Origin of the sequence: Pigmentiphaga sp. NML030171, assembly GCF_002188635.1 — a bacterium.
GTDB lineage: Bacteria > Pseudomonadota > Gammaproteobacteria > Burkholderiales > Burkholderiaceae_B > Pigmentiphaga > Pigmentiphaga daeguensis.
In genome coordinates, this window is sequence record NZ_NINX01000033.1 from 159142 (window position 1) to 185503 (window position 26362).

Annotated in this window: 30 protein-coding genes and 1 pseudogene; 25 read left to right on the forward strand and 6 right to left on the reverse strand. The window is 67.8% G+C overall.

The genetic code is table 11. From position 1 onward, the window contains the following. Positions 1 to 79: 79 nt before the first annotated feature. The gene (locus CDO46_RS12955) at positions 80 to 316 is read left to right on the forward strand and encodes a DUF3717 domain-containing protein (RefSeq protein WP_087839102.1); all 237 of its coding nucleotides are present in this window, start codon (positions 80 to 82) and stop codon (positions 314 to 316) included. Here the strand turns inward: CDO46_RS12955 and CDO46_RS12960 are convergent. After that, positions 306 to 1154 carry an NUDIX hydrolase family protein gene (locus CDO46_RS12960; RefSeq protein ID WP_087838881.1) on the reverse strand — a complete coding sequence of 283 codons (849 nt, stop codon included), beginning with the start codon at positions 1152 to 1154 and terminating at the stop codon, positions 306 to 308. The genes CDO46_RS12955 and CDO46_RS12960 overlap by 11 nt on opposite strands. Before the next feature lie 148 nt (positions 1155 to 1302). On the opposite strand from CDO46_RS12960, the gene CDO46_RS12965 reads away from it, so the two are divergent. The 7 genes from CDO46_RS12965 (at position 1303) to CDO46_RS12995 (ending at position 7509) form a co-directional block, all read left to right on the forward strand. After that, positions 1303 to 2295 carry a 2-dehydropantoate 2-reductase gene (locus CDO46_RS12965; RefSeq protein ID WP_087838882.1) on the forward strand — a complete coding sequence of 331 codons (993 nt, stop codon included), beginning with the start codon at positions 1303 to 1305 and terminating at the stop codon, positions 2293 to 2295. 125 nt (positions 2296 to 2420) lie between these two features. After that, positions 2421 to 3290: a fumarate hydratase gene (locus CDO46_RS12970; protein WP_087838883.1), complete on the forward strand. Its 870-nt coding sequence runs from the start codon at positions 2421 to 2423 to the stop codon at positions 3288 to 3290. 20 nt (positions 3291 to 3310) lie between these two features. Further along, positions 3311 to 3940, forward strand: a complete 630-nt coding sequence (locus CDO46_RS12975; protein WP_242621344.1) for a fumarate hydratase C-terminal domain-containing protein — start codon at positions 3311 to 3313, stop codon at positions 3938 to 3940. 39 nt (positions 3941 to 3979) lie between these two features. Beyond that, positions 3980 to 4960, forward strand: a complete 981-nt coding sequence (locus tag CDO46_RS12980) for a tripartite tricarboxylate transporter substrate binding protein (protein ID WP_087838884.1) — start codon at positions 3980 to 3982, stop codon at positions 4958 to 4960. A gap of 146 nt (positions 4961 to 5106) precedes the next feature. Then, positions 5107 to 5727 carry a flavin reductase family protein gene (locus tag CDO46_RS12985; protein ID WP_087838885.1) on the forward strand — a complete coding sequence of 207 codons (621 nt, stop codon included), beginning with the start codon at positions 5107 to 5109 and terminating at the stop codon, positions 5725 to 5727. A gap of 131 nt (positions 5728 to 5858) precedes the next feature. Then, positions 5859 to 6614 (forward strand): HpcH/HpaI aldolase/citrate lyase family protein, encoded by a 756-nt coding sequence (locus tag CDO46_RS12990; RefSeq protein WP_087838886.1) that lies wholly within the window; start codon positions 5859 to 5861, stop codon positions 6612 to 6614. 31 nt (positions 6615 to 6645) lie between these two features. Continuing rightward, positions 6646 to 7509, forward strand: a complete 864-nt coding sequence (locus tag CDO46_RS12995; protein WP_087838887.1) for a hypothetical protein — start codon at positions 6646 to 6648, stop codon at positions 7507 to 7509. Here the strand turns inward: CDO46_RS12995 and CDO46_RS13000 are convergent. Together CDO46_RS13000 and CDO46_RS13005 are read right to left on the reverse strand one after the other, a co-directional pair. Then, on the reverse strand, positions 7506 to 8273 hold the full coding sequence (locus CDO46_RS13000) for a DNA-binding transcriptional regulator (RefSeq protein WP_087838888.1): 768 nt from the start codon (positions 8271 to 8273) through the stop codon (positions 7506 to 7508). The two genes, CDO46_RS12995 and CDO46_RS13000, sit on opposite strands and share 4 nt — an antisense overlap. A gap of 87 nt (positions 8274 to 8360) precedes the next feature. Next, complete coding sequence (locus CDO46_RS13005; protein ID WP_087838889.1) at positions 8361 to 9320, reverse strand: amidohydrolase; 960 nt, start codon at positions 9318 to 9320, stop codon at positions 8361 to 8363. 196 nt (positions 9321 to 9516) lie between these two features. Here CDO46_RS13005 and CDO46_RS13010 point away from each other — a divergent pair, with 196 nt between their 5' ends. From CDO46_RS13010 to CDO46_RS13035, 6 genes are all read left to right on the forward strand, one after another. Next, positions 9517 to 10182 carry a TetR/AcrR family transcriptional regulator gene (locus CDO46_RS13010; RefSeq protein ID WP_165963138.1) on the forward strand — a complete coding sequence of 222 codons (666 nt, stop codon included), beginning with the start codon at positions 9517 to 9519 and terminating at the stop codon, positions 10180 to 10182. Positions 10183 to 10202: 20 nt separating this feature from the next. After that, positions 10203 to 10988: a cyclase family protein gene (locus CDO46_RS13015; RefSeq protein ID WP_087838891.1), complete on the forward strand. Its 786-nt coding sequence runs from the start codon at positions 10203 to 10205 to the stop codon at positions 10986 to 10988. Positions 10989 to 11039: 51 nt separating this feature from the next. Continuing rightward, a complete protein-coding gene (locus CDO46_RS13020; RefSeq protein ID WP_087838892.1) occupies positions 11040 to 12014 on the forward strand; it encodes a tripartite tricarboxylate transporter substrate binding protein in 975 nt (324 codons plus the stop codon). A gap of 127 nt (positions 12015 to 12141) precedes the next feature. Further along, the gene (locus tag CDO46_RS13025; protein ID WP_087838893.1) at positions 12142 to 12447 is read left to right on the forward strand and encodes a bacterioferritin-associated ferredoxin; all 306 of its coding nucleotides are present in this window, start codon (positions 12142 to 12144) and stop codon (positions 12445 to 12447) included. 397 nt (positions 12448 to 12844) lie between these two features. Next, positions 12845 to 13321 (forward strand): bacterioferritin, encoded by a 477-nt coding sequence (gene bfr / locus CDO46_RS13030; RefSeq protein WP_087838894.1) that lies wholly within the window; start codon positions 12845 to 12847, stop codon positions 13319 to 13321. Between the two features lie 117 nt (positions 13322 to 13438). Further along, a complete protein-coding gene (locus tag CDO46_RS13035) occupies positions 13439 to 13642 on the forward strand; it encodes a hypothetical protein (protein ID WP_087838895.1) in 204 nt (67 codons plus the stop codon). A gap of 8 nt (positions 13643 to 13650) precedes the next feature. Here the strand turns inward: CDO46_RS13035 and CDO46_RS13040 are convergent, their stop codons facing one another. Both CDO46_RS13040 and CDO46_RS13045 read right to left on the reverse strand, forming a co-directional pair. After that, entirely contained in the window at positions 13651 to 14274 is a 624-nt protein-coding gene (locus CDO46_RS13040) for a hypothetical protein (RefSeq protein WP_140416862.1), read from the reverse strand. Between the two features lie 60 nt (positions 14275 to 14334). After that, complete coding sequence (locus tag CDO46_RS13045) at positions 14335 to 15960, reverse strand: peptide chain release factor 3 (RefSeq protein ID WP_087838897.1); 1626 nt, start codon at positions 15958 to 15960, stop codon at positions 14335 to 14337. A gap of 184 nt (positions 15961 to 16144) precedes the next feature. Between CDO46_RS13045 and CDO46_RS13050 the strand changes: the two genes are divergently transcribed. From CDO46_RS13050 to CDO46_RS13100, 11 genes are all read left to right on the forward strand, one after another. Beyond that, the gene (locus CDO46_RS13050; RefSeq protein WP_087838898.1) at positions 16145 to 16549 is read left to right on the forward strand and encodes an antitoxin Xre-like helix-turn-helix domain-containing protein; all 405 of its coding nucleotides are present in this window, start codon (positions 16145 to 16147) and stop codon (positions 16547 to 16549) included. Continuing rightward, entirely contained in the window at positions 16546 to 17232 is a 687-nt protein-coding gene (locus CDO46_RS13055) for an RES family NAD+ phosphorylase (protein ID WP_087838899.1), read from the forward strand. The genes CDO46_RS13050 and CDO46_RS13055 overlap by 4 nt, the downstream gene beginning before the upstream one ends. Positions 17233 to 17518: 286 nt before the next feature. After that, entirely contained in the window at positions 17519 to 18685 is a 1167-nt protein-coding gene (locus CDO46_RS13060) for an ABC transporter substrate-binding protein (RefSeq protein WP_087838900.1), read from the forward strand. A gap of 269 nt (positions 18686 to 18954) precedes the next feature. Beyond that, positions 18955 to 19815: a branched-chain amino acid ABC transporter permease gene (locus CDO46_RS13065; RefSeq protein ID WP_087838901.1), complete on the forward strand. Its 861-nt coding sequence runs from the start codon at positions 18955 to 18957 to the stop codon at positions 19813 to 19815. Further along, positions 19812 to 20777 carry a branched-chain amino acid ABC transporter permease gene (locus CDO46_RS13070; RefSeq protein WP_087838902.1) on the forward strand — a complete coding sequence of 322 codons (966 nt, stop codon included), beginning with the start codon at positions 19812 to 19814 and terminating at the stop codon, positions 20775 to 20777. Before CDO46_RS13065 ends, CDO46_RS13070 begins: the two co-directional genes overlap by 4 nt. Continuing rightward, complete coding sequence (locus CDO46_RS13075; RefSeq protein WP_087838903.1) at positions 20774 to 21541, forward strand: ABC transporter ATP-binding protein; 768 nt, start codon at positions 20774 to 20776, stop codon at positions 21539 to 21541. The genes CDO46_RS13070 and CDO46_RS13075 overlap by 4 nt, the downstream gene beginning before the upstream one ends. Beyond that, positions 21534 to 22253: an ABC transporter ATP-binding protein gene (locus CDO46_RS13080; protein ID WP_087838904.1), complete on the forward strand. Its 720-nt coding sequence runs from the start codon at positions 21534 to 21536 to the stop codon at positions 22251 to 22253. The genes CDO46_RS13075 and CDO46_RS13080 overlap by 8 nt, the downstream gene beginning before the upstream one ends. A gap of 54 nt (positions 22254 to 22307) precedes the next feature. Next, complete coding sequence (locus tag CDO46_RS13085) at positions 22308 to 23468, forward strand: ABC transporter substrate-binding protein (protein WP_087838905.1); 1161 nt, start codon at positions 22308 to 22310, stop codon at positions 23466 to 23468. Between the two features lie 11 nt (positions 23469 to 23479). Then, positions 23480 to 24895, forward strand: coding sequence for an amidase (locus CDO46_RS13090; protein WP_087838906.1), 1416 nt, complete (start codon positions 23480 to 23482; stop codon positions 24893 to 24895). After that, positions 24888 to 25292 carry a RidA family protein gene (locus CDO46_RS13095; RefSeq protein ID WP_087838907.1) on the forward strand — a complete coding sequence of 135 codons (405 nt, stop codon included), beginning with the start codon at positions 24888 to 24890 and terminating at the stop codon, positions 25290 to 25292. Before CDO46_RS13090 ends, CDO46_RS13095 begins: the two co-directional genes overlap by 8 nt. Before the next feature lie 9 nt (positions 25293 to 25301). Beyond that, positions 25302 to 25811 carry a cupin domain-containing protein gene (locus CDO46_RS13100; protein WP_087838908.1) on the forward strand — a complete coding sequence of 170 codons (510 nt, stop codon included), beginning with the start codon at positions 25302 to 25304 and terminating at the stop codon, positions 25809 to 25811. Between the two features lie 74 nt (positions 25812 to 25885). On the opposite strand, the pseudogene CDO46_RS13105 reads toward CDO46_RS13100, so the two are convergent. Continuing rightward, a pseudogene (locus tag CDO46_RS13105) lies at positions 25886 to 26320 on the reverse strand (Bug family tripartite tricarboxylate transporter substrate binding protein); the annotation flags it as partial. Positions 26321 to 26362: the final 42 nt, after the last annotated feature.

The window sequence follows — 26362 nt, forward strand, 5'->3', positions numbered from 1 at the left end:
GCGGGATCTCGCGCTTTCTGTATCGGAATTGACCGAATGTTTCCGCCCCCGGCTGGCAAAGTCTGCCAGAATGGTCCGCATGGAAATCACCCTGACCGAACTCGAGGACGCAATCAATTTCTGGCGCACGCGCAAGCCTTCGACGAGCGAAGCGTGCGTGCTGTGCGCCGAGGCCGCGGCGCTGGCGGGCCCCTATGCCGCCATGATCATGCATCACCTTCCCGCGCTGGACGAGGCGGCCATGCCCGAACCGGCGCGGGCGGCCCTCGCGGCCTGGCGGCAGGCGCGCCAGGCCGTGGCCCGGGTCAAAGGCTGACGCGGGCGGCTTCGGCCGGGGAAGCGACCAGGGATACGGGCGCGAACGCGCCCAGGCTGACCTTCATGGACAGCGCGGCCTCCAGCGTGAACGCACCGTCGGCCACCAGTTCCAGCACCTCTTCCGGCGATACCGTACGCAAGGCGACCACTTCGCCGTCCTGGTTCTCGGGCACGACCTCGGGCCCCAGGACGGTATCGACCACGGTCACGTGCTCGACCTGGTAGCCCTCGGGCAGAACCCGGCGCACGGTGAACTGGCCGCTGCGCCGGCCGTCCTTCAGGTGATGGGGCAACAGGCCGGCCTCTTCCCAGCTTTCCCTGAGCAGGGCCGATTCGGGGGTTTCCGCGGCGCTGACCAGCCCTCCCACGAGGGTATCCCACATTCCGGGATCGGTGGTCTTGGTGAACGACCGCTGGGCGATCCACAACTGCCCGCTGTCGGTCCAGGCGTTCAGGTGGACGGCATGGGTGGCGATGCCCAGGGGCCGCACGGATGCCCGCTCGATCACGCCCAGGACGGTGCCGTCCTCGGCCACCACGTCCAGCAGTTCGTTGCGCCAGCCGTTGAGCCGGCCGGCTTCGGAAAGCGCCGTGGCGACACGCGCCAGCAGCTCGCTGACGGCCTGGGCGCGCCCGGCCGAGGCCGGCGTGCCCGCCAGCTCGGGCAGCAGGTGCACCACGCCGGGTTCCAGCAGTATTTCGCCCGGAAAGGCGGCCAGCCAGCGCGGCACGTCGTGCGCCACCCAGCCGCAATCATGGCCGGCAATGCGCAGTCGCAGGGAGTCCGGCGGGGGATCGACCTGAGCACGAGCCGATATGGAGTCGAATACGTTCATCCAGATATCGTGAATATGCAACACAGCAAGCCCCCATTGTGCCGGAAGTCCGGATGGGACGCCCGGCACCCCGACGTAAGCGAAGGTGAACCCGGTTGCCTCGGGTAAGATGCCGGCGCTCGCACCGCCCCCAAGGAAGAGGAAGACCATGACCGATCACCCCCGTATCTGCATCGTCGGCGCCGGAGCGATAGGCGGCCTCGTCGCCGGACGCCTGGCCCAGGCCGGCAACGACGTTTCGCTGCTGGCCCGCGGCCGCACGCTGGAAGCGCTGCGCCGGCACGGCCAACGGCTCGACTCGGCGGGCAAGCTCGTCGCCTCGCCGGTCCGGGCCAGCGACGACGCCCGGGCGCTGGGCCCGCAGGACGTCGTCGTCATCACCGTCAAGGCACCGGCCCTGCCGGAGATCGCACGGGCCATCCGTCCGCTGGTCGGCGCCGACACGGTCGTGATCCCGGCCTTGAACGGCATCCCCTGGTGGTTCTTCCTGGACGCCGGCCTGCCCCTGGGCGGCACGCGCCTGCGCAGCGTCGATCCGGACGGCGGCATCGAGGCCAGCCTGCCGGCGGACCAGGTGCTGGGCGCCGTGGTCTTCGCGTCGGCCTCGACCCCCGAGCCCGGCCTGACCCTGCACGCCTCGGGCAACCGCATCGTGCTGGGCGAGCCGAAGGGCGGGTCGAGCGAACGCGCCCGCGCCGTGGCCGGGCTGTTCACGCGGGCGGGCTTCGATGCCCCCGCCAGCGAGAACGTGCGCGCCGACATCTGGACCAAGCTGCTGGGCAATGCCTGCTTCAACCCCGCCAGCCTGCTGACGGGCGCCTATACCGACGACATGATCGACGATCCCCGCCTGCACGCCATGTTCGTGGCCATGATGGACGAGGCGCTGGCGCTGGGCACCCGGCTCGGGCTGCCGGCCCAGGTCGAGTCGCGCGACCGCATCGCCTTCACCCGGGGGCTGGGCCACATCAAAACGTCGATGCTGCAGGACGTGGAGGCGGGCCGGCCGGTGGAGATCGACAGCATCCTGGGCGCGCTGGTCGAGACCGCCGCGGCGGCCCGATTCTCCACGCCGACCCTGGATACCGTCTACGCGCTGGCGCGCATGCGCGCCGCGGCCCTGGGGCTGTATCCGGCGTAGCCGGCCCTTGCCCAACTTTTCTATAGGCGAAAAATACCAAAACATCGCTTGAACCCCAGCCGCCCGCGCCGCATCCTGCCACCCTAGATAGAGTAAGCACGGAGAGCCGGCGCACGGCGGCATGCATGTCCATTTCCAGCGAAACCATCAGGTCGGTCACCTCGTCCTTGTACGAGTGGTCGCTGAAGAAAGTCCCGGACGACACCAAGCGGGTGCTGGCCCAGGCGCAGCAGCGCGAGACGGTCCAGCTCGGCAGGCAGACGCTGCGCATCATGCTCGAAAGCGCCGAGGCCGCCGAGTCCGAAAGCCACCTGGTCTGTTCGGACGTGGGCGTGCCCACCTACATGATCCGCGTGGGCACGGGCGTGAGTTTCGAAGGCAACGTACGCCAGGCCATCGTCGACGGCTTCGCCGACCTGGTCGCGCGCGCGGACCCGCCCATCCTGAAGATGGTGACCAATCCGCTGACCCTGCAACGCAGCTACGAGGGCAAGAACATGCCCCTGGTCACCTTCGACATGGTCGACGGCGCGGACTACATGGAGATCGTCTGCGCGCCCAAGGCCATGGGCACGGGCCGCTGGGAAGCCATCGAGACCTTCGTCTACCCGTCGCTGGAGACCATCGAGAAATACGTGCTCGATACCGTGCTCAAGGCCGGCTCGCAGCCCTGTCCGCCCATCGTCGTGGGCGTGGGCATAGGCGGCACCTTCGACTACGCGGCCAAGATGGCCAAGGAGTGCGTCCTGCGCCCCTTCGGCCAGACCAATCCCGAGCCCGTCCTGGCGGCCATGGAACAGCGCCTGCTCAAGGCCATCAACGACACCGGCTTCGGGCCCATGGGCACGGGCGGCGACACCACCGCCATGGCGGTGCACATCGACTATTCGGCCAGCCACGGCTTCATGCCCGTGGCCGTGGCCTTCAACTGCTGGATCAACCGGCGCACCTGTGCCCGCATCTACCAGGACGGCACGGTCGAACGCCTGGAATAGCGGCAACGGAGACGAGCATCGTGAATACCCATCGCCTGACCTTGCCGGCAAGCGCGGACGACATCGCCCGTATCCAGGCCGGCGACCTGGTCTACCTGACCGGCGACATCGTCGTCACCATCGGCCTACCTACGCACCAGCGCATGATCGACTACGCCCGCGAGGGCAAGCCGCTGCCGGTGGACGTGCACGGCGGCGCCTTCCTGCACCTGAGCTCGTACAACCGCGAGAGCGACACGCCCTCGGGCTACGAGGCCCTGTACATGAACCCCACCACCAGCACGCGCTACGACGCGCTCATGCCGCCGCTGATCCGGGCCTACGGCCTGCGCATCGTGGGCGGCAAGGGCGGACTGGGCGAGGAAAGCGTGCAGGCCATGCGCGAGACGGGCTGCATCTACCTGTCCTTCCTGGGCGGCGGCTGCACGCTGCTGGCCCGCGCGATCCAGGAAGTGGTGTCCGTGCACTGGGAAGACTACATCTCGCAATTCCGCCTGGTGACCTTGCGCGTCAAGGACCTGGGCCCCGCCACGGTGGGCATCGACGCCCACGGCAACAGCCTCTACCGACAGCTGCGCGAGAACGTGCAGCAGCGGCTGCCTGGCATTCTCGAAGAACTCGACCGGCACCGCGCGGATTCCACGCACTGAGTGCGGCAATCTTCTTCATTACGACAGATCGGAGACCCCATGAAGAATCATCGACTTCTCGCCTGCGCCACCGCCATCCTGGCCCTGGGCGCCACCGCCGCCCACGCCAAGGACGACGCCGCGTCATGGCCTACCCGGCCGGTGCGGCTGATCGTGCCGTTCCCGGCCGGCGGCAGCACCGACGTGGTCGCGCGCCTGATCGCCGAGCGGCTGGGCCAGAAGCTCGGCCAGCAGTTCGTCGTGGACAACCGTCCGGGCGCGGCCGGCAACATCGGCACCGACCAGGTCGCCAAGGCCTCGCCCGACGGCTACACGCTCACGCTGACGACCTCCGGGCCGCTGGCCAACAACAAGTACCTGTACAAGTCCATGCCGTACGACCCGGCCAAGGACCTGACTCCCATCGTGCTGGTGGGCGAGATCCCGCTGGTGGTCGTGTCCACCGACAAGACCCCGGCCAAGAACCTGAAGGAATTCATCGCGCTGGCCAAGGCCGCGCCGGGCAAGTATTCCATCGGCAATCCGGGCAACGGCACCATCGGGCACCTGGCCTATGAACTGCTGCGGCACAATACCCGGACCGACTTCCTGGGCGTGCCGTACAAGGGCGACACGCCGGCCATGACGGACCTGCTGGGCGGCTCCATCCAGGCCATCGTCGCGCCCATCACGGCCTTCATCCCGCAGATCCAGAGCGGCAAGATGAACGGCCTGGCGGTGACCTCCAAGAAGCGTTTCCCCGGCACGCCCGACGTGCCCACCGCGGTCGAGCAGGGCTTCGACGTCGAGGCCTCGGTCTGGTTCGCCGTCGCGGGCCCCGCCGGCATGCCGCGTCCCATCGTCGACAAACTCAACCGCGAGATCAACCTCGTGCTGAACTCGCCCGAGGGCCGGGCCAAGCTCGAGCAGTTCGGCGCGGTCGTGGGCGGCGGTTCGCCCGAGCAGCTGGATTCGCTGATGAAGGTCGAAAGCGCGAAGTGGAAGCGGATCATCGAGGACGCCAATATCAAGCTGGATTAGCCCCCCTACGCGCTTCGCGCGCCCCCCCACAGGGGGGCGGCACTGGCGGACCGGCAAAGCCGGATCCGCTGTGCCCTGGGTCTTGTGAGTTCTTCTTGGATTGGGGCACGGGTTTTCGGGGTGGTTTCCGCCCCATGGAGTGTTGAATGAGCGGTTTCGTTACGTTGAAGACCGAGGGCATGAGCACCGAGGAGGCCTATCGGCTGATCGTGGGCTGCGTGGCGCCCCGGCCGGTGGCGTGGATCACCACGCAGGATGAATCGGGACGGGTCAATGCCGCGCCGTTCAGTTCGTACAACTACGTGGCGCACAGCCCGCCGATGCTGGCGGTGAACATCGGCTCGCGCAAGGGCGAGTTGAAGGACACGGCACGCAACATCGTCGAGACGCGCGAGTTCGTGGTCAACGTGGCCACGGAAGCGACGCTGGAGCTGATGCATGCGTCGGGCGCGGACTACCCGCCCGAGATCGGCGAGCCCGAGGCGCTGGGCATCGAGCTGGCGCCCAGCACGGTGGTGCGGCCGCCGCGCATTCCCGCCACGCCGATCCAGATGGAATGCCGGCTCGAGCACGTGCTGCCGCTGGGACGGGGCCTGAACACGCTCTACATCGGCGAAGTGGTGGCCTTCCATCTGTCCGAGGCCATATTCAACGGCCGGCACATCGATGCCGTGGCGATGCGGCCCATCGCCCGGCTGGGCGGACCGTACTACGCGGGGCTGGGCGAGATCTTCCATCGGCCGATGCTGCAGGCGCCGCCGATCTGATCCCCCCTACGCGCTTCGCGCGCCCCCCAGGGGGCGGCACTGGCGGACCGGCGGAGCCGGATCCGCTGTGCCCTGGAGACCAACGGGCTGGCGAAGTTGGGGGTTCTTAATTTTGTGACAAGGACATACTGATGACGGGTTCATCTGGGGATTTCAGCCGGTCGGTGCAGGCCGGGACGTTCATCAAGACGGTGTCGCCGCACGTGGTGGAGATACTGGGGACGACGGCGCTGGATTTCGGGGTGCTGGATGCCGAGCATGCGCCGTTCGACCGGGCGGCGCTGGACTTGATGATGATGGCCGGACGGGCCGCGCGCCTGCCGCTTTTCGTGCGGGTGGCCGACTACGAGGCCGCGACCATCCTGTCGACGCTGGACCTGGGCGCGGCGGGCATCGTGGTGCCGCACGTCGACAGCGCCGAGCAGGCGGAACTGATCGTCTCGCGCGCCCGCTACAAGGACGGCGTGCGGGGCTTTTCCAGCTCGCCCCGGGCGGCCGGCTACGGGACCATGACCTACAAGCAGGCCCAGGAAGCGGGCGACCAGACGCTGGTGATGTGCCAGATCGAAAGCGTCGAGGGCCTGGCCAACGTGGAAAGCATCGCCGCCGTTCCCGGCGTGGGCGGACTGTTCGTGGGACGCGCGGACCTGGCCCTGTCCATGGGCCAGGAAGGCTCGCGCAGCCCGGCGGTGCTGGAAGCCACCGCCCGCATCGTCCGCGCGGCGCTGGCCGCCGGCAAGATCGCCGCGATGTTCGTGGCCAACGCCGCCGAGCGCGACGAGTTCGCCGCGCAAGGCGTGACCTGGTTCGTGATCGGATCCGACCAATCCCTGCTGCGCCAAGGCGCGCAATCGGTTGCCGTGGCAGGCGACCGGTCGCACGGCTGACGCGGCTCCCTCTCAAGCAAAGGTGAAGTCCATGACTGTCCAACAACCGCGGCCCGCGACCTATGCCGCGCACTACGACACCGCTCCGCAGCAACAGCAGGCCGGCGCGCGCACCTGGCTGACCCGGGGCGCCAACTTCGTCGTCGCCGTCTCGCAGGTCGAGGCGGGAGCCGTGCTGGCGCGCGAGGCCAACCCCGACGAATACTTCGTCTTCGTGCACACCGGCGGCGCGCGCATCCAGGCGGGTTCCGAGCAGGTCGACGCCGCTCCCGAGACCGTGACCATCGTTCCGCCGGGTGCGAGCCGCGTCGAGGCCACCGCCGCGGGCACCATCGTGCGCGTGTTCTCCAACCGCGCCTCGGACCTGGCGCAGGCTTCGGTCAACCAGGAGATCTACGCCGACGGCGCGCCCGAAGTCGCGCCGCTGGTGCCATGGCCCGATCCCCCCGCCGGCTTCAAGCTGCGCCACTACGTGCTGGCCGAGCACGTGCGGCCCGACAGCAACATGCGCATCTTCCGCAGCACCAACCTGATGGTCAATTTCCTGGCCAAGCGCCTGGTGCCGCGCGACGTGCACAAGCTCAGCCCGCACACCCACGCCGACTTCGAACAGGCCTCGCTGGCGATCCAGGGCACTTACGCGCACCACCTGCGCTGGCCGTGGACGCCGGACATGGACATGTGGAAAGAGGACGAGCACGTCGAAATCGGCAGCCCGTCCGTCACGGTCATTCCCGCGAAGGTGCTGCATACCAGCCGCAACGTCAGCCAGGGCGATTGCTGGCTGATCGACATCTTCGGCCCGCCGCGCATGGACTTCTCCAGCAAGCCGGGACTGGTCTGCAACGCGGACGAGTACCCCATGCCCGCGCCCGCCACGGCCGCCGCGGCCTAGAGCCTGGCGAGGTCCTCCGAGATGCCGCGGGAGACCTCCTGCAACTGTTCCAGATAGCGCTCGACGACCTGTTCGTTGGTGAGCGTGGAGGCGAACCACGTCATGCCGAACGAGGCCACCACATGCTTGCCGTCGAACACCGGCACGGCCAGGGTGCCGGATACCGGGCGCACGGCGGGATCGCGCAGCGCGTAGCCCTGCGCGCGCGTGATCTCTATCATCCGCCTGACCGCCTCCCGGTCCTGCGCCGGCTCGTCCTCGGGGTTCTTCGATTGGCGCAGCAGCGCGAGTATGGTCTCGCGCTCATCCTCTTCGCAGAAGGCCAGGTAGGCCCGGCCGATGGCGCGGCTGACCAGGCTCAGGCGCATGTTGATGGTCGAATGCAGCAGCGACAGCGGCGAATGGGGAATGGTGCTGTAGCGCACCACCATGGCATCGGTATCGAACACGGCGATGGCCAGCGGCCACTTGATGGCCTCGGTCAGCGCGTCCAGGCGCGGCCGGGCCGCTTCGACGATGCGCGGCTCGCTGTGATAGCCCGACGACAGCGTATTGACCAGCGACGTCAGGTAGTACGCCCCGTACTGCGGCGCATGGCGCACCAGTCCCTTGGACGCGAGCGACTCAAGAAGACGTATCAGCGATGGCTTGGGGATGCCCGTCTGCTTGTACAGTACGTCCAGGGTCGATACCGGCTGGCGGTTCAGGGCCTGCAGCAGCTCGATGGCACGGACAACGGCTTGGACGGGCGGAAAGGAAGGCACGCGGACCTCCGTACGGAAAGGACGCCGGCCGGCGATTATCGCATTGCCGGATGCGTTCCAACCTCCGTACGGCCGTCCTGGTGAAAATCAGCGGCGGGCGCCGCCCTTCACGAACACGCGCTTGCCGGTGTCATGCCAGACCGCGCGCTTTTCCTCTTCGGTCAGCAGGACCGAGGCGTCGATCATGCGCTGGACCATTTCCTTGTAGGTGCCCGACGAGGTGCCGATGTCCGAGCCCCACATGATGCGGTCGGCGCCGAACAGGTCGACCGCGCGGCGCAGCACCTGCTCGGCCGGCACGTCGGCCTCGCGGTACTCGTCCAGGTTGATCGAGGTGAACTTGAAGAAGATGTTGTGCTCGTGCGCCAGCTTCTCGAAGCGCTCGTCCAGGCCGAAGTGTTCCTCGGTGGCCTCGGGCTCCAGCAGGTGGTCCAGCACGATGCGCACGTTCGGATAGCGGCGCGCCAGTTCGATGATGGTCGGCACCGACGGACCGCCGCCGCCCACCGCCAGCACTTCCAGGTCGATCACCAGGCCGAACTCCTCGGCCACGTCCCAGGTCTTGAGCGCCTGCGGCGAATTCAGCCACGGCATGCTGCCATCGGGCTGGCGGCCGCCGAACAGGCGCACGCCCGCCAGGCCGTTCTTCTCGATGTAGCTGCGCACCAGGCCCGGCGTGCCGGCATCCTCGGCGTCCAGGATGACCACCGCCGAGAAGATGTCGGGATGGGCGTCGGACGAATCCAGGATGTAGCTGTTGTCGTAGCGGTAGATCATGCGCTTCTGCACGGCCACCGCGCCGTCGACGTTTTCTTCCTTCATCCAGACCAGCATGCGCGCCACGTCGGGCACTTCGTTGATCGGATTGGGGCCGTGCTTGCCGCCCGGCTTGCCGATCACGCCCGGGGCGCGCGGCGGCGCGTCGGCGGCGCGCTTCATGGGATTGCGCGGATAGCGCACCTGGTCATCCGCCACCAAGTGGGCGTGCGAATCGAACAGCAGCGGGCGAGTGCCGGCGGCCGACGGGGCTTGCTTGTCTTGGGTCATATCGAAAACTCTACGTGTTTACAGCGGGACTTTATCGCCAGCCTGCCCCCTCCGCACCCGATATTCTCGAACTTTTCGGTGTCCGAAAACTTGTGGCCGAACAGGAATCGGGCCCATTCAAACAAAAATTTAAAAAAAGCGATTCAAATTTCTGTTTGAATCGCCGATACTACGCCGGACTACTGGATCCTCCATCGTGAACCTGCTCGACGACGACACCTCCACCCGCTCCCGCATCGTGCTGGCCGCCCTGCGCGTCTTCGCCACCCGGGGATTCGAGGCCGCCTCGCTGCGCGAGATCACGTCCGCCGCTCAGGTGAACATCGCCGCCATCCACTACCACTTCGGCTCCAAGGACGCGCTGGTGCAGGAAGTGCTGCGCGTGGTGTCCGAGCCCATCAACCGCATGCGGCGCGAGGCCCTGGCCCGGGTGCCGGCGCACCGCGAACCGACGATGGAAGAAGTCGTGGAAGCGCTGATCGCACCGCCCGTGCGGCTGAGCTTCGACGCCACCGGCGAATGGCGGCTGCTGATCCGGTTGCTGATCCAGGCCCGCGCGGTGCCCCGCGCCAGCACGAACGCCGCGATCTTCGAGCAGTACGACGCGCTGGCGGCCGACTTCGTCGACGCCCTGATGGCCGCCCAGCCGTCGCTGGGCCGCGAGGAAGCCTACTGGCGCTACGCCTTCGCCATCGGCGCCATGATGTACATCGTCAGCGACGCCGACGAGACCTATCACCGCCTGCATCGCATCTCCGGCGGGCTGTGCGACACCGACGACCCCGAACGCATCGTCGCCCAGCTCGTCGCCTTCATCGCCGCCGGCATGCGGGCAGCCGCCCCGGCCGGCACACCGCTGTGACTTCCCTCCGGATACACGACATGACCCGCCGCATCATCGACCTGTCGGTCGCCCTCGAAGACAAGCCCACTTCGCCGGCGCACCACCGCCCCCAGATCAGCTACGTCGACCACGACCAGTCCTGGGAACTCTTCTCCAAGCTCTTTCCCGGCATCGGCCCCGACGACCTGCCCGAGGGCAAGGCCTGGGCGGTGGAGCGGGTTTCGCTGTCGACCCACGCCGGCACCCACATGGACGCGCCGTGGCACTACCACCCCACGACCGACCATGCGCTGCAGGAAGGCGGCCGGCCCGCGCCCGGCATCGACGAAGTCCCGCTGGACTGGTGCCTGAAGCCCGGCGTCAAGCTCGACTTCCGCCACATGGAAGCGGGCTACGTGGTCACGCCCGCCGACATCCAGGCCGAGCTGAAGCGCATCGGCCATACCCTCCAGCCGCTGGACATCGTCGTGGCCAACACCCGCGCCGGTGCGCGCTACGGCCAGGAGGACTATTGGGAAAGCGCCTGCGGCTTCGGCCGCGCCGCCACGCTGTGGCTGCTGGAGCAGGGGGTACGGGTGGTCGGCACCGACTCCTACAGCTGGGACCCCGCCTTCAAGTTCGTGGTCGAGCGCTACGAGCGCGACCGCGACCCTTCCATCATCTGGGAAGGCCACAAGGCGGGGCGCGACATCGGCTACTTCCAGATGGAGAAGCTGACCAACCTGGACCAGTTGCCGTCCCATGGCTTCACCATCAGTTGCTTCCCCATCAAGATCAAGCACGGATCGGCCGGCTGGTGCCGCACCGTCGCCATTCTCGATTGACCCGCGAGGCGCGCGACGCCTCGTCCAAGACAACGATCCCGGAGACTCCCCATGACCTTCCTTTCCTGCGCCCGCCTGGGCGCCGCCCTCGCGCTGGCCGCCTGCGCAGTACCCGCCGCCGCGCAGGCGCCTGCCTCGTACCCCGACCGGCCCGTCCACGTCGTCGTGCCGTTCCCGCCGGGCGGCATCGTCGACAACGTCACCCGCAACCTGGGCGCGCGCCTGTCGGCCGCGCTGGGCCAGACCTTCATCGTGGAGAACAAGGCCGGAGCCGGCGGCTCGATCGGCGCCGCCCACGTCGCCAAGGCCGCGCCCGACGGCTACACCCTGCTGGCCGCCTTCGACACCCACGCCGTCAACCCGCTGCTATACAAGCTCAGCTTCGACTCCGACAAGGACCTGGCGCCGGTCGCCTTGATCGGCACCTCGCCGCTCATCCTGGTCGTCCATCCCTCGGTGCCCGCCCGGACCGTGCCTGAGCTGGTCGCGCTGGCCAAGGCCAAGCCCGACGCGCTGAACTACGCCTCCACCGGCGCCGGCAGCTCCAACCAGCTGACCGCGGAACTGTTCAAGGCCACCGCCGGTGTCGAGATGAACCACGTGCCCTACAAGGGCGGCGCACCCGCCATCACCGACGTGCTGGGCGGCCGGGTGCAGGTCATGTTCGTCAGCGCCAGCTCGGTACTGGCCCATATCAAGGCCGGCAAGATGCGGGCCCTGGCCGTCACCACCCGGGAACGCATCCCGGCCCTGCCCGACGTGCCGTCCATCAGCCAGTTCTACCCCGATTTCGAGGCCCGCTCGTGGATAGGCCTGCTGGCTCCGGCCGGCACGCCCCCCGCCACCGTCTCGCGCCTGAACGCCGAGGTCTACCGCGCCTTGCAGACGCCCGAGATGCGGACGTTCTTCGACGCCCAGGCCATCCAGCCCGGCAGCGGGTCGCCCGAGCAATTCGGCGCATTCCTGCGGAACGAGACCAAAAAGTGGGGCGAAATCATCAAAAAACAGGACATCCGGGTGGAATGAGACGGCCGGGAAACCCGCGTGGCGCAAGACCCACGCGGGCGGCTTGCAAGTTTTGAGAATATTATCAATAATTAATCTCATTACGACGTCCACTGCGGCGCCCAACCGCGCCGCAACGAGTTCCGCCATGTACGTTTGTGTCTGCAACGCCATCACCGAACGCCAGATCCGCAGCAGCGTGGAAGCTGGCGCGACTACCCTGGCCGACCTCCAGTTCGACCTGGGCGTGGCGACCTGCTGCGGCTCCTGCGCCGACACCGCCTGCCAGTACCTGCCGGCCGGCGCCAGCGCCTGCGAGCACGCCTACGAAGCGTCCATCTCGGCCGCCAACGGCCGCACCGAAGCCACCGAACTCCCCCCGCCCCGCGCCACGACGCGCCGCTTCCCCATCCACGTCGTCGGCGCCGGCGCCGGCGCCGCCAAGGCGGCGTAGGGGTCCCCCCCCTACGCCCTTCGGGCGCCCCCCAGGGGGCGAAACCGGCGGACTGGCAAAGCCAGATCCGCGGTTTCCTGGGTCTAGTACCTGTTTCTTGGCACGTCACACTGTTGCTACCGCTGGCAGCCAGCGATAGCAACAATGCTACGCGCCAAGACAGCGGTACTAGACCCAGGATGCGGTGGATCCGGCTCCGCCGGTCCACCCGCATCGCCCCCTTGAGGGGGCCCGCGTCAGCGGGTAGGGGGTGGGCTTTCCTTGCGCGCGGCAGCGCGTAGGGGGGATCATTATCATTGTCACTTTCCTAGGCCATTACGGGCGGACGTACGGCCTGCTTGCCTGGCGTCAACAATGCTAACCTTGCCGGATCCATGAATTCTGCAGGGGAAAGAACATGAAAGGCGACAAGACCGTCATCCAATACCTCAACAAGCAGCTCACCAACGAGCTGACCGCCATCAACCAGTACTTCCTGCATGCGCGCATGCTCAAGCACTGGGGCCTGGGCAAGATGGGCAAGCACGAGTACGACGAGTCCATCGAGGAAATGAAGCATGCCGATCGCCTGATCCAGCGCATCTTCATGCTGGACGGCCTGCCCAACCTGCAGGACCTGCACAAGCTGCTGATCGGCGAGAACGTCCCGGAAATCCTGGAATGCGACCTGAAGCTGGAGCTGTCCTCGCAGGTCGTGCTCAAGGAAGCCATCGCCCACTGTGAAAGCGTGCGCGACTACGTGTCGCGCGATCTGCTGCAAGACATCCTGGACGACACCGAAGAACACATCGACCACCTGGAGACCCAGATCGGCCTGGTGGACCAGGTCGGCATCCAGAACTACCTGCAATCGCAGATGGACGAGCAGGGCTGATTCCCCACCCCGCCCGCAGCAAAGCCCCGCCACGCGGGGCTTTTTGCTTTATGCGCGTTCCCGGCTTCACGGAACGCGTCTTGCTGCCCGGTTGGCTTACTTCGACAGGAGACCGCCATGGCCACCGTTCAGGGCAGCAACCCGCTTTCCAAACATACCGACGACGTCCTCAAGGACGAGAACCGCAGGATGCCGGCGGCGGAACTGCCGCGCGAAGACAAGGACAAGCCGGCCGCCGGCGGCGGCGACGAGTTGAACGTGGATGAGCTGGAGGAAGCGGAACGCGGCGGCCCGCCCCGTTCAGGCGGCGGGCCGGACTGAGCGCGGCGTCAGTTATTGCCCGTCGCGGGGCATTCGGCGATGCGGCCCCAGCGATTATCGGTGTTGCAGTATTTCCACCGGGCTTTCTCGTTGCAGATGACCCGGCCGACGACGCCCTGGGAAGCGCAGCGCGCCAGTTCGGCTCGCAGCGACTGGATCCAGGGCTCCTGGCCGCCGGCCGCGTCGGCTCCGGCCACCACGGTGGCGACCTGCTGCGAAGGCGGCTCGACGATGATGCGCGGAGACTGGGCGGCCGCCGGGGGCTCGGCCAGGTGGGCGGGCAGGGGGCTGCCCGGGTTCACCGTCTGCATGTCGGGCGCGATGGTCGAAAGCAGGGTATCGGGCTGCGGTTGATCGGCCGCGGATACCAGGGGAATGGGCGCGCTCGGCTGCACCGGGCGCGATGGGACGCCGCGCGAGCCGTCCACCCTGGGTTGCGGGGGTTCGGGCAGGTAGGTTTCCTGGTCCACCGCCGCCACCGGCGCTTCGCCCGGGCGCCCCTGGGCCACGGGCACGGGCGCCTCGGCCGCGCGGTCGACGGGAGCATTCCAGGACAACCAGAGCCCGAACAGCACTCCCACCACCACGACCATCGCCACGAAGGCCAGGCCCATCAAAATGCGGTTACGCATGTGTACACCTCTTCACTGTGGACCGGCGGCCCCGCCGGTCCCCATGCCCGGGCGGGCCCGTCAGGCGAAAGCGGAATCGCCCACCCTGGTCTGGAACACCTGTCCCCCGTGCTCGCGCAGGGCATGGAACTGCACGTTGGGATAGAGCTCCTGCGCCACCCGCAGCTGCGCCGACGATCCGATCAGGAAAGCGGGCGCCTCGACTACATCGTAGGCGATGTGCTGCATGTTGGCGTCCATGAACTTCTTCAGGTCCTTGGGGTTCTCGGCCGTGATCCAGCGCGCCATCGAATAGCGCGCCGGCAGCATGCGCGCGGCCACGCCGTATTCGGTCTTGAGCCGATGCGCCACGACCTCGAACTGCAGCTGGCCGACGGCCCCCAGCAGCAACGGGCCTCCGGCCACCGGCCTGAACACCTGGATGGCGCCTTCCTCGCCCAGCTGGGTCAGGCCCGTGCGCAACTGCTTGGTGCGCAGCGGATCGGCCACCTCCACCGCCTGGAACAATTCGGGCGCGAAGAACGGCAGTCCGGTGAACTGCAGCGCCTCGCCTTCGGTCAGCACGTCGCCCAGTTGCAGCACGCCGTGGTTCGGAATGCCGATGACGTCGCCGGCATAGGCCTCGTCCAGCAGCTCGCGCCGCTGCGACAGGAACGAGACCACGTTGTTGGGCCGCGTTTCCTTGCCGGTGCGGCAGACCTTCAGCCGCATGCCGCGCTCGAAACGGCCCGAACAGACGCGCACGAAAGCCACGCGGTCGCGATGGGCCGGATCCATGTTGGCCTGCACCTTGAAGACCACGCCGGTGAATTTCGGTTCATCGGGCTGGACCTCGCGCTGCAGCGCATGGCGCGGACCGGGCGCGGGCGCCTGCTCGACCAGCGCGTCCAACACTTCCTGCACGCCGAAATTGTTGATGGCCGAGCCGAAGAACACGGGCGTCTGCTTGCCGGCCAGGAACTCGGCCTGGTCGAACGGCGGCGCGGCGCCTTCGATCAGGTCGATCTCGCCGCGCGCCTGCTCGAACGCCGCGCCGAAGCGGCGCGCGATCTCGGGGTTGTCCAGCCCGTCGATGATTTCGTCGTGCTGCTCGCTCAGCCTGTCGCTGCCGGCCTTGAAGACCCGCATCCGATCGCGCCGGATGTCGAACACGCCGCCGAAGGACTTGCCCATGCCGACCGGCCACGCGAAGGGCACGGCATCCATGCCCAGGTGGGACTCGATCTCGGACAGCAGCTCCAGCGGCTCGCGCACCTCGCGGTCCATCTTGTTGACGAAGGTGATGATGGGCGTATTGCGTGCCCGGCACACCTGCAACAGCCGGATGGTCTGCGGCTCGACGCCGTTGGCCGCGTCGATCACCATCAGCGCCGCATCCACGGCCGTCAGCACGCGGTAGGTATCTTCCGAGAAGTCCTGGTGGCCCGGGGTGTCGAGCAGGTTGATGACGGTATCGCGGTATTCGACCTGCATGACCGAGGACGCCACCGAAATGCCGCGCTGCTTCTCGATCTCCATCCAGTCGGACGAGGCGTGCCGCGAGGCCTTGCGTGCCTTGACGCTACCGGCGATCTGGATCGCGCCGGCGAACAGCAACAGCTTTTCGGTCAGCGTGGTCTTGCCCGCGTCGGGGTGGGAAATGATGGCGAAGGTGCGTCGCCGGGCGACTTCGGAGGATATGGTCATCGCGCGGAATTTTAACCGGAGACGGGATCGGGCGCTTGATCCGTCCGGCCGCCACGGCAGCAAGCGCCGTGCCGCGGCGGCTCGGCTCCGCCCACCGCGCATTTAGTCCTATTCAATACTCCAACTTGATTTTAGTCTCAAATGGTATTAACCTTGGCTTGCATGCACGACACAGGAAAGCATCATGGCCATTCCTGCTTCCAAGACCCCTGAACTGACCAGCCAGGCCGCCACCGACGCGGCCCTGCGCACCTTTTTCCGGATCGCCCAGGCTTGGCAGCTCAATGCCGAAGAGTCGGCCACCCTGCTGGGCGTCCCGCGCTCGACCATGTTCCGCTGGAAGACCGGCCGCGCGCCTGCGCCGCTGCCGCGCGACACGCTCGAACGCCTGTCGCTGGTCTTCGGCATCTACAAAGCGCTGCAGGTCCTGTTGCCCGTCCCCGAACGCGCCGACGCCTGGCTGCGCCGCCCCAACGACGCGCCCCTGTTCGGCGGCCGGCCGGCCCTGGAACGCATGCTCACCGGCATGACCAGCGACCTGTACGTGGTGCGCACCTATCTCGATGCCCAGCGGGGGGGCTGGACATGACGCCTGCCGTTGCCGAGGTGCAATGGACGCCCTGCCACCGGCTCGTCCCCAGCCGCTTTCCGCCCGCCGGCCTGTACGACCGGGTGGCCGATCCGGCCGACCTGGACGTGGTATTCGCTATCGAGAACCTGACCAATCCGCGCGTGCGCGACGAAGCCGGGAACCTGCGCCTGGTCCCGCCGGAAGACCGCATTTCCGGTCCGGGCACCACCCCCATCATGGCGGCCTTCACCCATCTGAATCCGGCCGGCAGTCGCTTCACGGACGGCACCTGGGGGGTGTACTACGCCGGGGAAAGCCTGGAAACCGCCGTGGCCGAGACCATGCACCACCGCGCCCGTTTCCTGGCCGCGACGCACGAGGTCGCCATCGAGATCGACATGCGCCACTACGTGGCCGACCTGGCCGCGCCGCTGCACGACCTGCGCGGCCTGCGGCCGGCCTTGCCCGCCATTTACGATCCGGACGACTACACGGCCAGCCAGGCGCTGGCCCGCCAGCTCCGGCTGGCGGGCAGCTGGGGCGTAGCCTACGACAGCGTCCGCCGCCCCGGCGGCCAATGCGCGGCGGTGTTCCGGCCGCGCGGCCTGTCCCGCTGCCGCCAGTCCCAGCACATTGCGTTCGTCTGGGACGGCCACCGCATGAGCGGGTGGTATTCCAAGTCGGCATTGCGGTCGGTCTGATTTTTCAAGCCTCGTTCCACCGGCCGCCCGGGCTGCCTGCCCCGTGCCCGGCCTTGTGGCTCGCGGGTTTCCTGGCTGCTACCGCCGGTCCACTGATGGGAATCGATTATTGGCGCAATTTCGATTTTCGAATATGGTTACGTCGAACGCGGGGCGCTGATATCGTCACAATTGGTATCAAGCGCAGCAGATCGCGGCGTGCGGCCGCAACGCAGTACGGATATCCGCGCCAGGGCACCGTGCCCTGGCGCGCAAGACCTCATTCCTTATCCGGAGGAACACGACAATGAAAATACGTTTGTGGGGTTGTGTACTGGGCATGGCGCTGAGCGGCACGGCCGCGGCGCAGACCCCGTTGAAGATCGGTTTCGTGGGCGAGATGTCGGGCCAGCAGGCCGAGTACGGGCTGCAGATGAGCAACGGCGCCAAGCTGTTCCTGCAGGAACACGGCGACGTGGTGGCCGGCCGCAAGATCCAGCTCATCATCAAGGACGTGGGCGGACCGAACCCCGAAGTGGCCAAGCGCGTGGCGCAGGAACTGATCACGCGCGACAAGGTGGAATTCCTGGCCGGCTTCGGCTTCACGCCCAACGCGCTGGCGGTGGCGCCGCTGGCCACCGAGGCCAAGATTCCGATGGTGGTCATGAACGCGGCCACCTCGTCCATCACCGAGCGCTCGCCCTACGTGGTGCGCACCTCGATGACGCTGCCGCAGAACGCCTACGCCATCGCCGACTGGGCGCTGAAGAACAACATCAAGACGGTGTACTCGCTGTACGCCGACTACGGTCCGGGCCAGGACGCCAACGCCCAGTTCCGCAAGACCTTCACGGGCGGCGGCGGCAAGATCGTGGCCGAGGTGGCGGTGCCGCTGAAGAACCCGGAGTTCGGCCCCTACATGCAGCGCATCAAGGATGCCAAGCCCGATGCCGCCTTCCTGTGGTTCCCCTCGGGCGAGCTGTCGGTACTGATGCTGCGCGCCTACCGCGAGCGCGGCCTGGAGCAGGCCGGGATCAAGGCGCTGGGCACCGGCGACGGCACCGACGACATGTTCCTGGACAGCATGGGCGACGTGGCGCTGGGCCTGACCACCTCGTTCCACTATTCCGCCGCCCACGACTCGGCCAAGAACAAGGCCTTCATCAAGGGCTACGAATCGCAGTTCGGCACCTCGATCCGCCCCAACTTCATGGCGGTGGGCGGCTATGACGGCATGGCGCTGATCTACGAGACCATCAAGAAGCTGAACGGCAAGATCGACGGCACGAAGGCGGTCGAGGCCATGAAGGGGGCCAAGTGGGAAAGCCCGCGCGGGCCCGTCATGATCGATCCGGAAACGCGCGACATCGTGCAGAACATCTACATCCGCAAGGTCGAACGCCGCGGCAACCACTTGTACAACGTCGAGTTCTCGCATCTCGACGCGGTCAAGGACCCCGGCAAGGCCAAGTAAACGCAGCACGCGCCCGGTCCGCCCGCTTCGGCGGGCCGGCATAAGTTTTTTAGACCGGTGAAAAAGCATACGCGGCTGGATCGGCCGCGGCCGGGCGCGGACAATGGCAACACCGCCCAGAAGGACCCTGCATGAAGCCGTCTTGCCGGTCTGCCATGGTCCCTGCGGCGGAGCGATCTGCAGGAGATCATGGACTGTCCTAACCGCATTCCGCGGCCCGCCTTCGTCCGGGCCGCCATCTTCCCCCCGCACGTCACCTGGAAGCACACATGGGCATCGTAATCTTCGACGGCCTGGCCTACGGCATGTTGCTGTTCCTGATCGGAGTCGGCCTGTCGATCACCATGGGGTTGATGAACTTCGTCAACCTCGCCCATGGAGCCTTCGCCATGGTGGGCGGCTACGTGGCCGCGCTGGCCATGAGCCGCCTGCAGGTACCGTTCGTCGCCAGCCTGGCACTGGCCTTCATCAGCGCGGCCGTGGTGGGCGCGCTGCTGGAGTTCGTCTTCTTCCGCCGGCTGTACCGCGCGCATCCGCTGGACCACGTGCTGCTGTCCATCGGCATCGTGTTCGTGTTCGTGGCGGGCGGCACCTACCTGTTCGGTCCCACCATGCAGCCCTTCACCGCGCCCGAATGGCTGCGCGGCCAGATCTCGCTGCTGGGCATGGACGTGGGCGCCTACCGGCTGTTCCTGATCGTCGTGGGTTTTGCCGTGCTGGCGGCGCTGCTGCTGCTCATCAACAAGACGCGCTACGGCGCCATGGTGCGCGCGGCGGTGGACAACCAGCGCGTGGCCGCGGGCCTGGGCGTGCGGGTGGACCGACTGTTCTTCCTGACCTTCTCGTTCGGCTGCGGCCTGGCGGGGCTGGGCGGCGCGCTGGGCCTGGGCATGCTGGGGCTGGATCCGTCCTTCCCGCTGAAATACATGATCTATTTCCTGATCGTGGTCTGCGTGGGCGGGGCTGGCACCATCGTCGGTCCCTTCGTCGCAGCCGTGCTGGTGGGCATCGTCGACGTGGGCGGCAAATACTACATGCCCGAACTCGGCGCCTTCCTGATCTACGTGTTCATGGTGGTCGTATTACTCGTACGCCCCCACGGCCTGATCCCCAAGAAGGGGCTCGTATGACCAAACTCAATCTGAATCCGCGCCAGATCGTGGCGCTGGAAGTGGTGTTCTGGCTGGCGCTGGCCTCGACCTACTTTCTCTTGCCCGAGAAGCTGGTCCTGATCACGCAGATCATGATCACCGGCCTGTTCGCGATCGCGCTGGACATCGCCCTGGGCTACGCCGGCATCCTGACGGTGGGCCATGCGGCGTTCTTCGGCATCGGCGCGTACCTGGCGGGCCTGCTGGCCAAGTACGGCTGGGGCGAACCGTTCTCCGGGCTGCTGCTGGCGCTGGCGGTGTGCGCGGTGCTGGGCTATCTGCTCAGCTACCTGATCGTGCGCGGCAGCGACCTGACGCGGCTGATGATCACCATAGGCGTGTGCGTGCTGTTCTTCGAGCTGGCCAACCGCCTGACCCCCATCACCGGCGGCGCCGACGGCCTGCAGGGCGTGGACATGTGGCCGGTGCTGGGCCAGTTCCGCTTCGACCTCTGGGGCAAGACGGCCTTCATCTACACCTTCTGCATCGTGCTGCTGATGTTCCTGGCGGTGCGCCTGATGCTCAAATCGCCCTTCGGGCTGGTGCTGCGGGGCATCCACGACAACCGGCGGCGCATGCTGGCCATCGGCTCGCCGGTGGATTCGCGCCTGCGCCTGGCCTATTGCTTCTCGGCCGCCATCGCCGGCGTGGCCGGCGCGCTGTTGGCGCAGACCACGCAGTTCGTCGGGCTGGAGATGCTCAGCTTCAACCGCTCGGCCGAAATCCTCATCATCCTCATCCTGGGCGGCACCGGGCGTCTGTACGGCGGCCTGATCGGCGCCCTGCTGTACATGACCGTGCATGATTTCTTCTCCGACTTCGATCCGAAGTTCTGGATGTTCTGGCTGGGCATCTTCCTGATCCTGGTGGTCATGATCGGCCGTGGCGGCGTGCTGGGCGTGCTGTCCAAGGCCTTCAAGGTAAGGGAGCAACGCCCATGACGACCGCGACCCTCGCGACGCCCGCGCTGCGCACCCGGAACCTGACCAAGCGCTTCGGCGGCTTCACCGCCGTCAACGGCGTGACGCTGGACATCGCGCCCGGCTCGCGCCAGGCGCTGATCGGACCGAACGGCGCCGGCAAGACCACGCTGATCAACCTGTTGACCGGCATCCTGCGTCCGACCGAAGGGCGCATCAGCCTGGACGATGACGACATCACCCACCTGCCGGCGGACAAGCGTGTGCACCGCGGGCTGGTGCGCACCTTCCAGATCAACACGCTGTTCCCGCGCCTGACGCCGCTGCAGGCGGCCTCGCTGGCCATCTCCGAGCGCGAGGCGCTGGGCAAGGTCTGGTGGCGCACGCTGCGCAGCTGCTCGTGGGTGGCCGACGAAGCGCACGCGCTGCTCAAGCAGTTCAACCTGGCCCAGTACGCCCACGTCGACACCGCCGAGCTGCCCTACGGCAAGCAGCGCCTGCTGGAGATCGTGCTGGCGCTGGCCGCCCAGCCTCGCATCCTGCTGCTGGACGAGCCGGCCGCCGGCGTGCCCGAGGACGAAAGCGGCGAGTTGTTCGAGGTGATCGCCGGGCTGCCCAGGGAAATGACGGTGCTCTTCATCGAGCACGACATGGACCTGGTATTCCGCTTCGCCCAGCGCATCTCGGTGCTGGTGGCGGGCGCCGTCCTGGTGGAAGGCACGCCCGCGGAAATCGCCGCCGACCCGCAGGTGCGGGCGGCCTACCTGGGGAATTCGCGTGTCTGATTTCCTGCAAATCGAAAACCTCACGGCCGGCTACAACGACGCGGTCGTGCTCAGCGACCTGTCGGTCGCGATCGAACGCGGCCAGAGCCTGGCCATCCTCGGGCGCAACGGCGTGGGCAAGACCACGCTGCTCGAGACGCTGATGGGCAACACCACGGTCAAGCGCGGCCGCATACGGTGGCTGGGCGAGGACATCACCCGCCTGCGCCCGGCCGACCGCGCGCGCCGGGGCATAGGCTGGGTGCCGCAGGAGCGCGAGGTGTTCCCGTCGCTGACTGTGCGCGAGAACCTGGAAGTCATCGCGCGCGGCACGCACTGGACGCTCGAGCGCGTGTACGGGCTCTTTCCGCGCCTGCGCGAGCGCGCCGGCAACTACGGCGGGCAGCTCTCGGGCGGCGAACAGCAGATGCTGGCCATCGGCCGCGCGCTGATGACCAACCCGCAGTTGCTGCTGCTGGACGAGCCCATGGAGGGCCTGGCTCCCATCATCGTCGAGGAGCTGTCCGAGGCGGTGCGCCGCATGTGCGCCGACGAAGGCCTGACCGCCATCATCGTCGAGCAGCATCCGGTCCTTGCGCTGTCCATGTCGCAACACGCCATCGTGCTCGAGCGCGGGGTGGTGGCCTATGCCGGCGGCAGCGCCGAGCTGGCCGCCGACACGCAACTGCTGGACCAACTGCTGGGTGTCGGCAAGCGCGCCGCGGTTTCCTGATTCGAATCTCCGGCGCAGTCGGTGCCGGCTCTCACGGCAAGGAGTCGTCTGATCATGAAAGGTAGACAAGCGGGATTGCGCTGCGGGCTGGCCGCGGGCGCGTTGATGGCGGCCGCCTGCGCGCAGGCGCAGGGCGTCGTGAAGGTGGGCTTCATCGGCGAAATGTCGGGTCCGTTCGCCGAGTTCGGAAAGCAGATGGAAACGGGCGTGCAGCTCTACCTGAAAGAGCATGGCGACACCGTGGCCGGCAAGAAGGTCGTGGTCATCGTCAAGGACGTGGGCGGCCCCAACCCCGAGCTGGCCAAGCGCCACGCGCAGGAACTGGTGGTGCGCGACAAGGTGGACTTCATCGCCGGCTTCGCGTTCTCGCCCAACGCGCTGGCGGTGGCGCCGCTGGCCACCGAGGCCAAGAAACCCATGGTCATCATGAACGCCGCCTCGGGCAGCCTGCCGTCCACCTCGCCCTACATCGTGCGTACCTCGTTCTCGCTGCCCGCCATCGTGCCGCCCATCTCGCAATGGATGATCAAGCAGGGCTACAAGACGACGTACTCGATGGTGGCCGACTACTCGCCCGGCCACGAGGTCGAGGCGGCCTTCATGGATTCGTACAAGAAGGCCGGCGGCACGGTGGTGGGTTCGGTGCGCACGCCGCTCAGCACCATGGACTTCTCGGCCTACATGCAGAAGATCAAGGACCTGAAGCCCTCCGCGGTCTTCGCCTTCGTGAACGGGGCCGACGTGGCGCAATCCTTCATGCGCGAGTACCGCGCCCGCAACCTGGCCGAGGGCGGCATCGCCATGGTCGGCACGGGCGACATCACCGACGAACCCACCATCGATTCAATGGGCGACACGCCGCTGGGCGTGGTCACCGGCTATCCGTACTCCATGGACCACGACTCGCCGCTGAACAAGAAGTTCGTGCAGGCCTTCAAGGCCGCGCGCGGGCAGCAGGCCCGCCCCAACATCATGGCGGTGGCCGGCTACGACGGCATGGCGCTGATCTACGAGGCCCTGCGCAAGACCCAGGGCAAGACCGACGGCGACGCGCTGATCGCCGCGATGAAGGGCGTGAAGCTGGAAAGCCCGCGCGGCCCGATCGAGATCGACGCGGCCACGCGCGACATCAAGCAGCGCGTCTACATGCGCAAGGTGCAAAGGGTCGACGGCCGGCTGGCCAACGTCGAATTCGAGACCATCGAACCCCGATAGGAGGCTCGCCCATGTCCGCAGCGGACTCCGCCTGGCTGTCGAAGACGGCGGCCGAACTGCACGAGGCCTATCGCGCCCGCGCGCTGTCGCCGCTCGACCTGGCCACGGCGCTGATGGACGCGGTGGCCGACGATGCGCGGGAGCTGAACGCCTTCTGCCTACTGGACCGCGACGCCGCGCTGCAAGCCGCCGAGGCCTCCGCCCGGCGCTGGCGTAGCGGCACGCCCATCGGCCCGCTGGACGGCGTGCCCGTGTCGATCAAGGACCTGGTCGACGTGGCCGGCTGGCCCACGCGGCGCGGCTCGGCCATCACGGCCGGCGCGCCGCCCGCCGCCGCGGACGCGCCCAGCGTGGCGCTGCTGCGCCAGGGCGGAGCGGTGCTGTTCGGCAAGACCACCACCACCGAGTTCGGCTGGCTGGCCGACTCCGAGTCGCCCTATACGGGCATCACGCGCAACCCGCTGGCGCCGGACCGCAGCGCCGGCGGCTCGAGCATGGGCGCGGCGGCGCACGTGGCCAAGGGCTGGGGGCCGCTGGCGCTGGGCAGCGACGCCGGGGGCTCGATCCGCATCCCCGCCTCGTACTGCGGACTGGTCGGGCTCAAGCCCACCTTCGGCGCCATTCCGTCGGGGCCGCGCCTGAGCGCCTTCGCCGAGTACGCGCACCTGGGCCCCATCGCCCGCACGGTGGCCGATTGCCGGCTGGCGCTGCAGGTCATGGGCCGGCCGCACCCGCTGGACCCCCATTCGCTGTATGCGCGCGCGCAAGAGCTGCCGCCGCGCCGGCCCGCCATCGGCTACCTGACCGACGCCGGCCCCGATACGGGGCTGGATCCCCGGGTCGAATCAGCCGTCGAGGAACTGGCGCAGCGGCTGGGCCGCAGGGGCCATTCCGTCGTGCGCCTGCGCATGGACTGGATGTCGCTGGCCGAGAACGCCTGGGCCCTGTGGGAGAACCGTCTCTACGAGTCCTTCGTCGATGCCGCCCCTGGCCAGCGCGCCCAGCTCGACCCGCGCCTGCAACAGCTGTGCGAACGCGGCGCCGCGCACGGCGCCGAACGCCTGGCCCGGGCGCGGACGCAGTTGCGCGATGTGGCGACCCAGCTCACGCTGGCCTTCGCCGACGTCGACCTGCTGCTGACCCCCGCCAGCCCGGCCGGCGCGCCGCGGGTGGGCGCGCTGTGCGCCGACGATCATCCGCTGCGCGACCACATCCGCCAGACCTTCAACTGGCAACTGGCGAACCCCTATACCTTCCCGTTCAACCTGAGCCAGCAGCCGGCCCTGTCCATGCCGCTGACCACCGACGCCGGCGGCCTGCCCGTCGGCTTGCAGATCGTCGGCCGCAAGTATCGCGACGACAATCTGCTCGACTTCGCGCAAATGCTGGAGTCCACTCATCTTTTCCAGGAGTCCGAACATGCCTAAGATAATCGTGCAGTCCGCGCAGGCCCCCGTCACCGGGTTCACCGACAAGAGCACCCCCTCGCCGCTGGCCCAGGGCATCCGGGCGGGCGACTTCCTCTACGTCTCGGGCCAGGGCCCGCTGGACCCGGTTACCAAGGACGTCGTGTCCGACGACATCCGCGAGCAGACGCGGCGCACCTTGCAGAACCTGATGGCGGTGCTGGAGGCGGGCGGCGCCACCGCGGCCAACATCGTCAACATGCGGGTATGCCTGCGCGACGTGGCGGATTTCCCCGCGTTCAACGAGGAATTCCGCGCGTTCATGGGCGGCGAGAAGGTCACCCGCACCTGCATAGGCGGCACGCCGCACCGCCCGGGCGTACGCGTCGAGATCGACTGCGTCGCCTACTTCGGCTGAGGAGGTCCTATGTTCAAGATGCCCATCGTCGACCTGATGAAGCAGGGCGACGAGCTGGCCGCCAGCGGCAAGCGGGTGGCCGTGCTCTGGCAGGAACCCGAGTCCCTCGTGTTCCTGGCCCGCGGACGCGAGTACCGCAGCGAGTTCCACATCAACCCCAGCGACGAGATGATGTACATGGTCAAGGGGCAGATGAACCTGCACTACCGCACGCCCGACGGCAAGGAAGAGATCGCCGTGCTGCCGCAGGGATCGGTCATCTACACGCCGGCGGGCATCCCGCACTCGCCGCGCTTCCCGCCCGACGCCTACCTGCTGGTGCAGGAACGCAAGCGCAAGCCGGAGGAGATCGACCGCTTCCAGTGGTTCTGCCCCAGTTGCGACACGCTGCTGCACGAGGAATCCTGCCACGTCGCGGACTACAAGGCCGACCCCGTGTCCAAGGCCTACCAGCGCTTCTTCGACAGCGAGGAATTCCGCACCTGCAAGTCCTGCGGGACGGTGATGCCCAAGCCCTGAGCCGGACTTTTTTTGTTGCCCCCCTGGGGTGCAGCGCCGCCGCGATGCGGCAAGCGTGGTGGCTTTTTCCACCGTCAGTCGGGCTTGACCCCCGCCGCCTTGATGATGTCGCGCCAGCGCGCGGTCTCGGCGGCGATGAAATCGCCGAACGCGCGCCCGGTCAGGGCCTTGCCTTCGCCGCCTATCCCGGCCATGCGCTCCTTGAACTCGGGCATCCGGGTCACCGCTTCCAGCTCGCGCTCCAGCCTGGCCACCGCCTCCGGCGGTGTGCCGGCGCGGGCCAGCACGCCGAACCAGCCGCCGGCGACGAAATCGGGCACGCCGGCCTCGGCCATGGTCGGCACTTCGGGCAGCATGGGCGAGCGCTCGGCGCTGGTCACCGCCAGCGCGCGCAGGGATCCGTCCTTGATCCGCGGCGCGACCGCCGCCACGGCCGAGGGCATCATCTCGATCTGCCCGCCCAGGAGATCGGTCACCGCCGGACTGCCGCCCTTGTAGGGCACGTGCGCCGAGGTCGCGGATCTCCTTGACCGCGCGTCCCGCCGACCGGT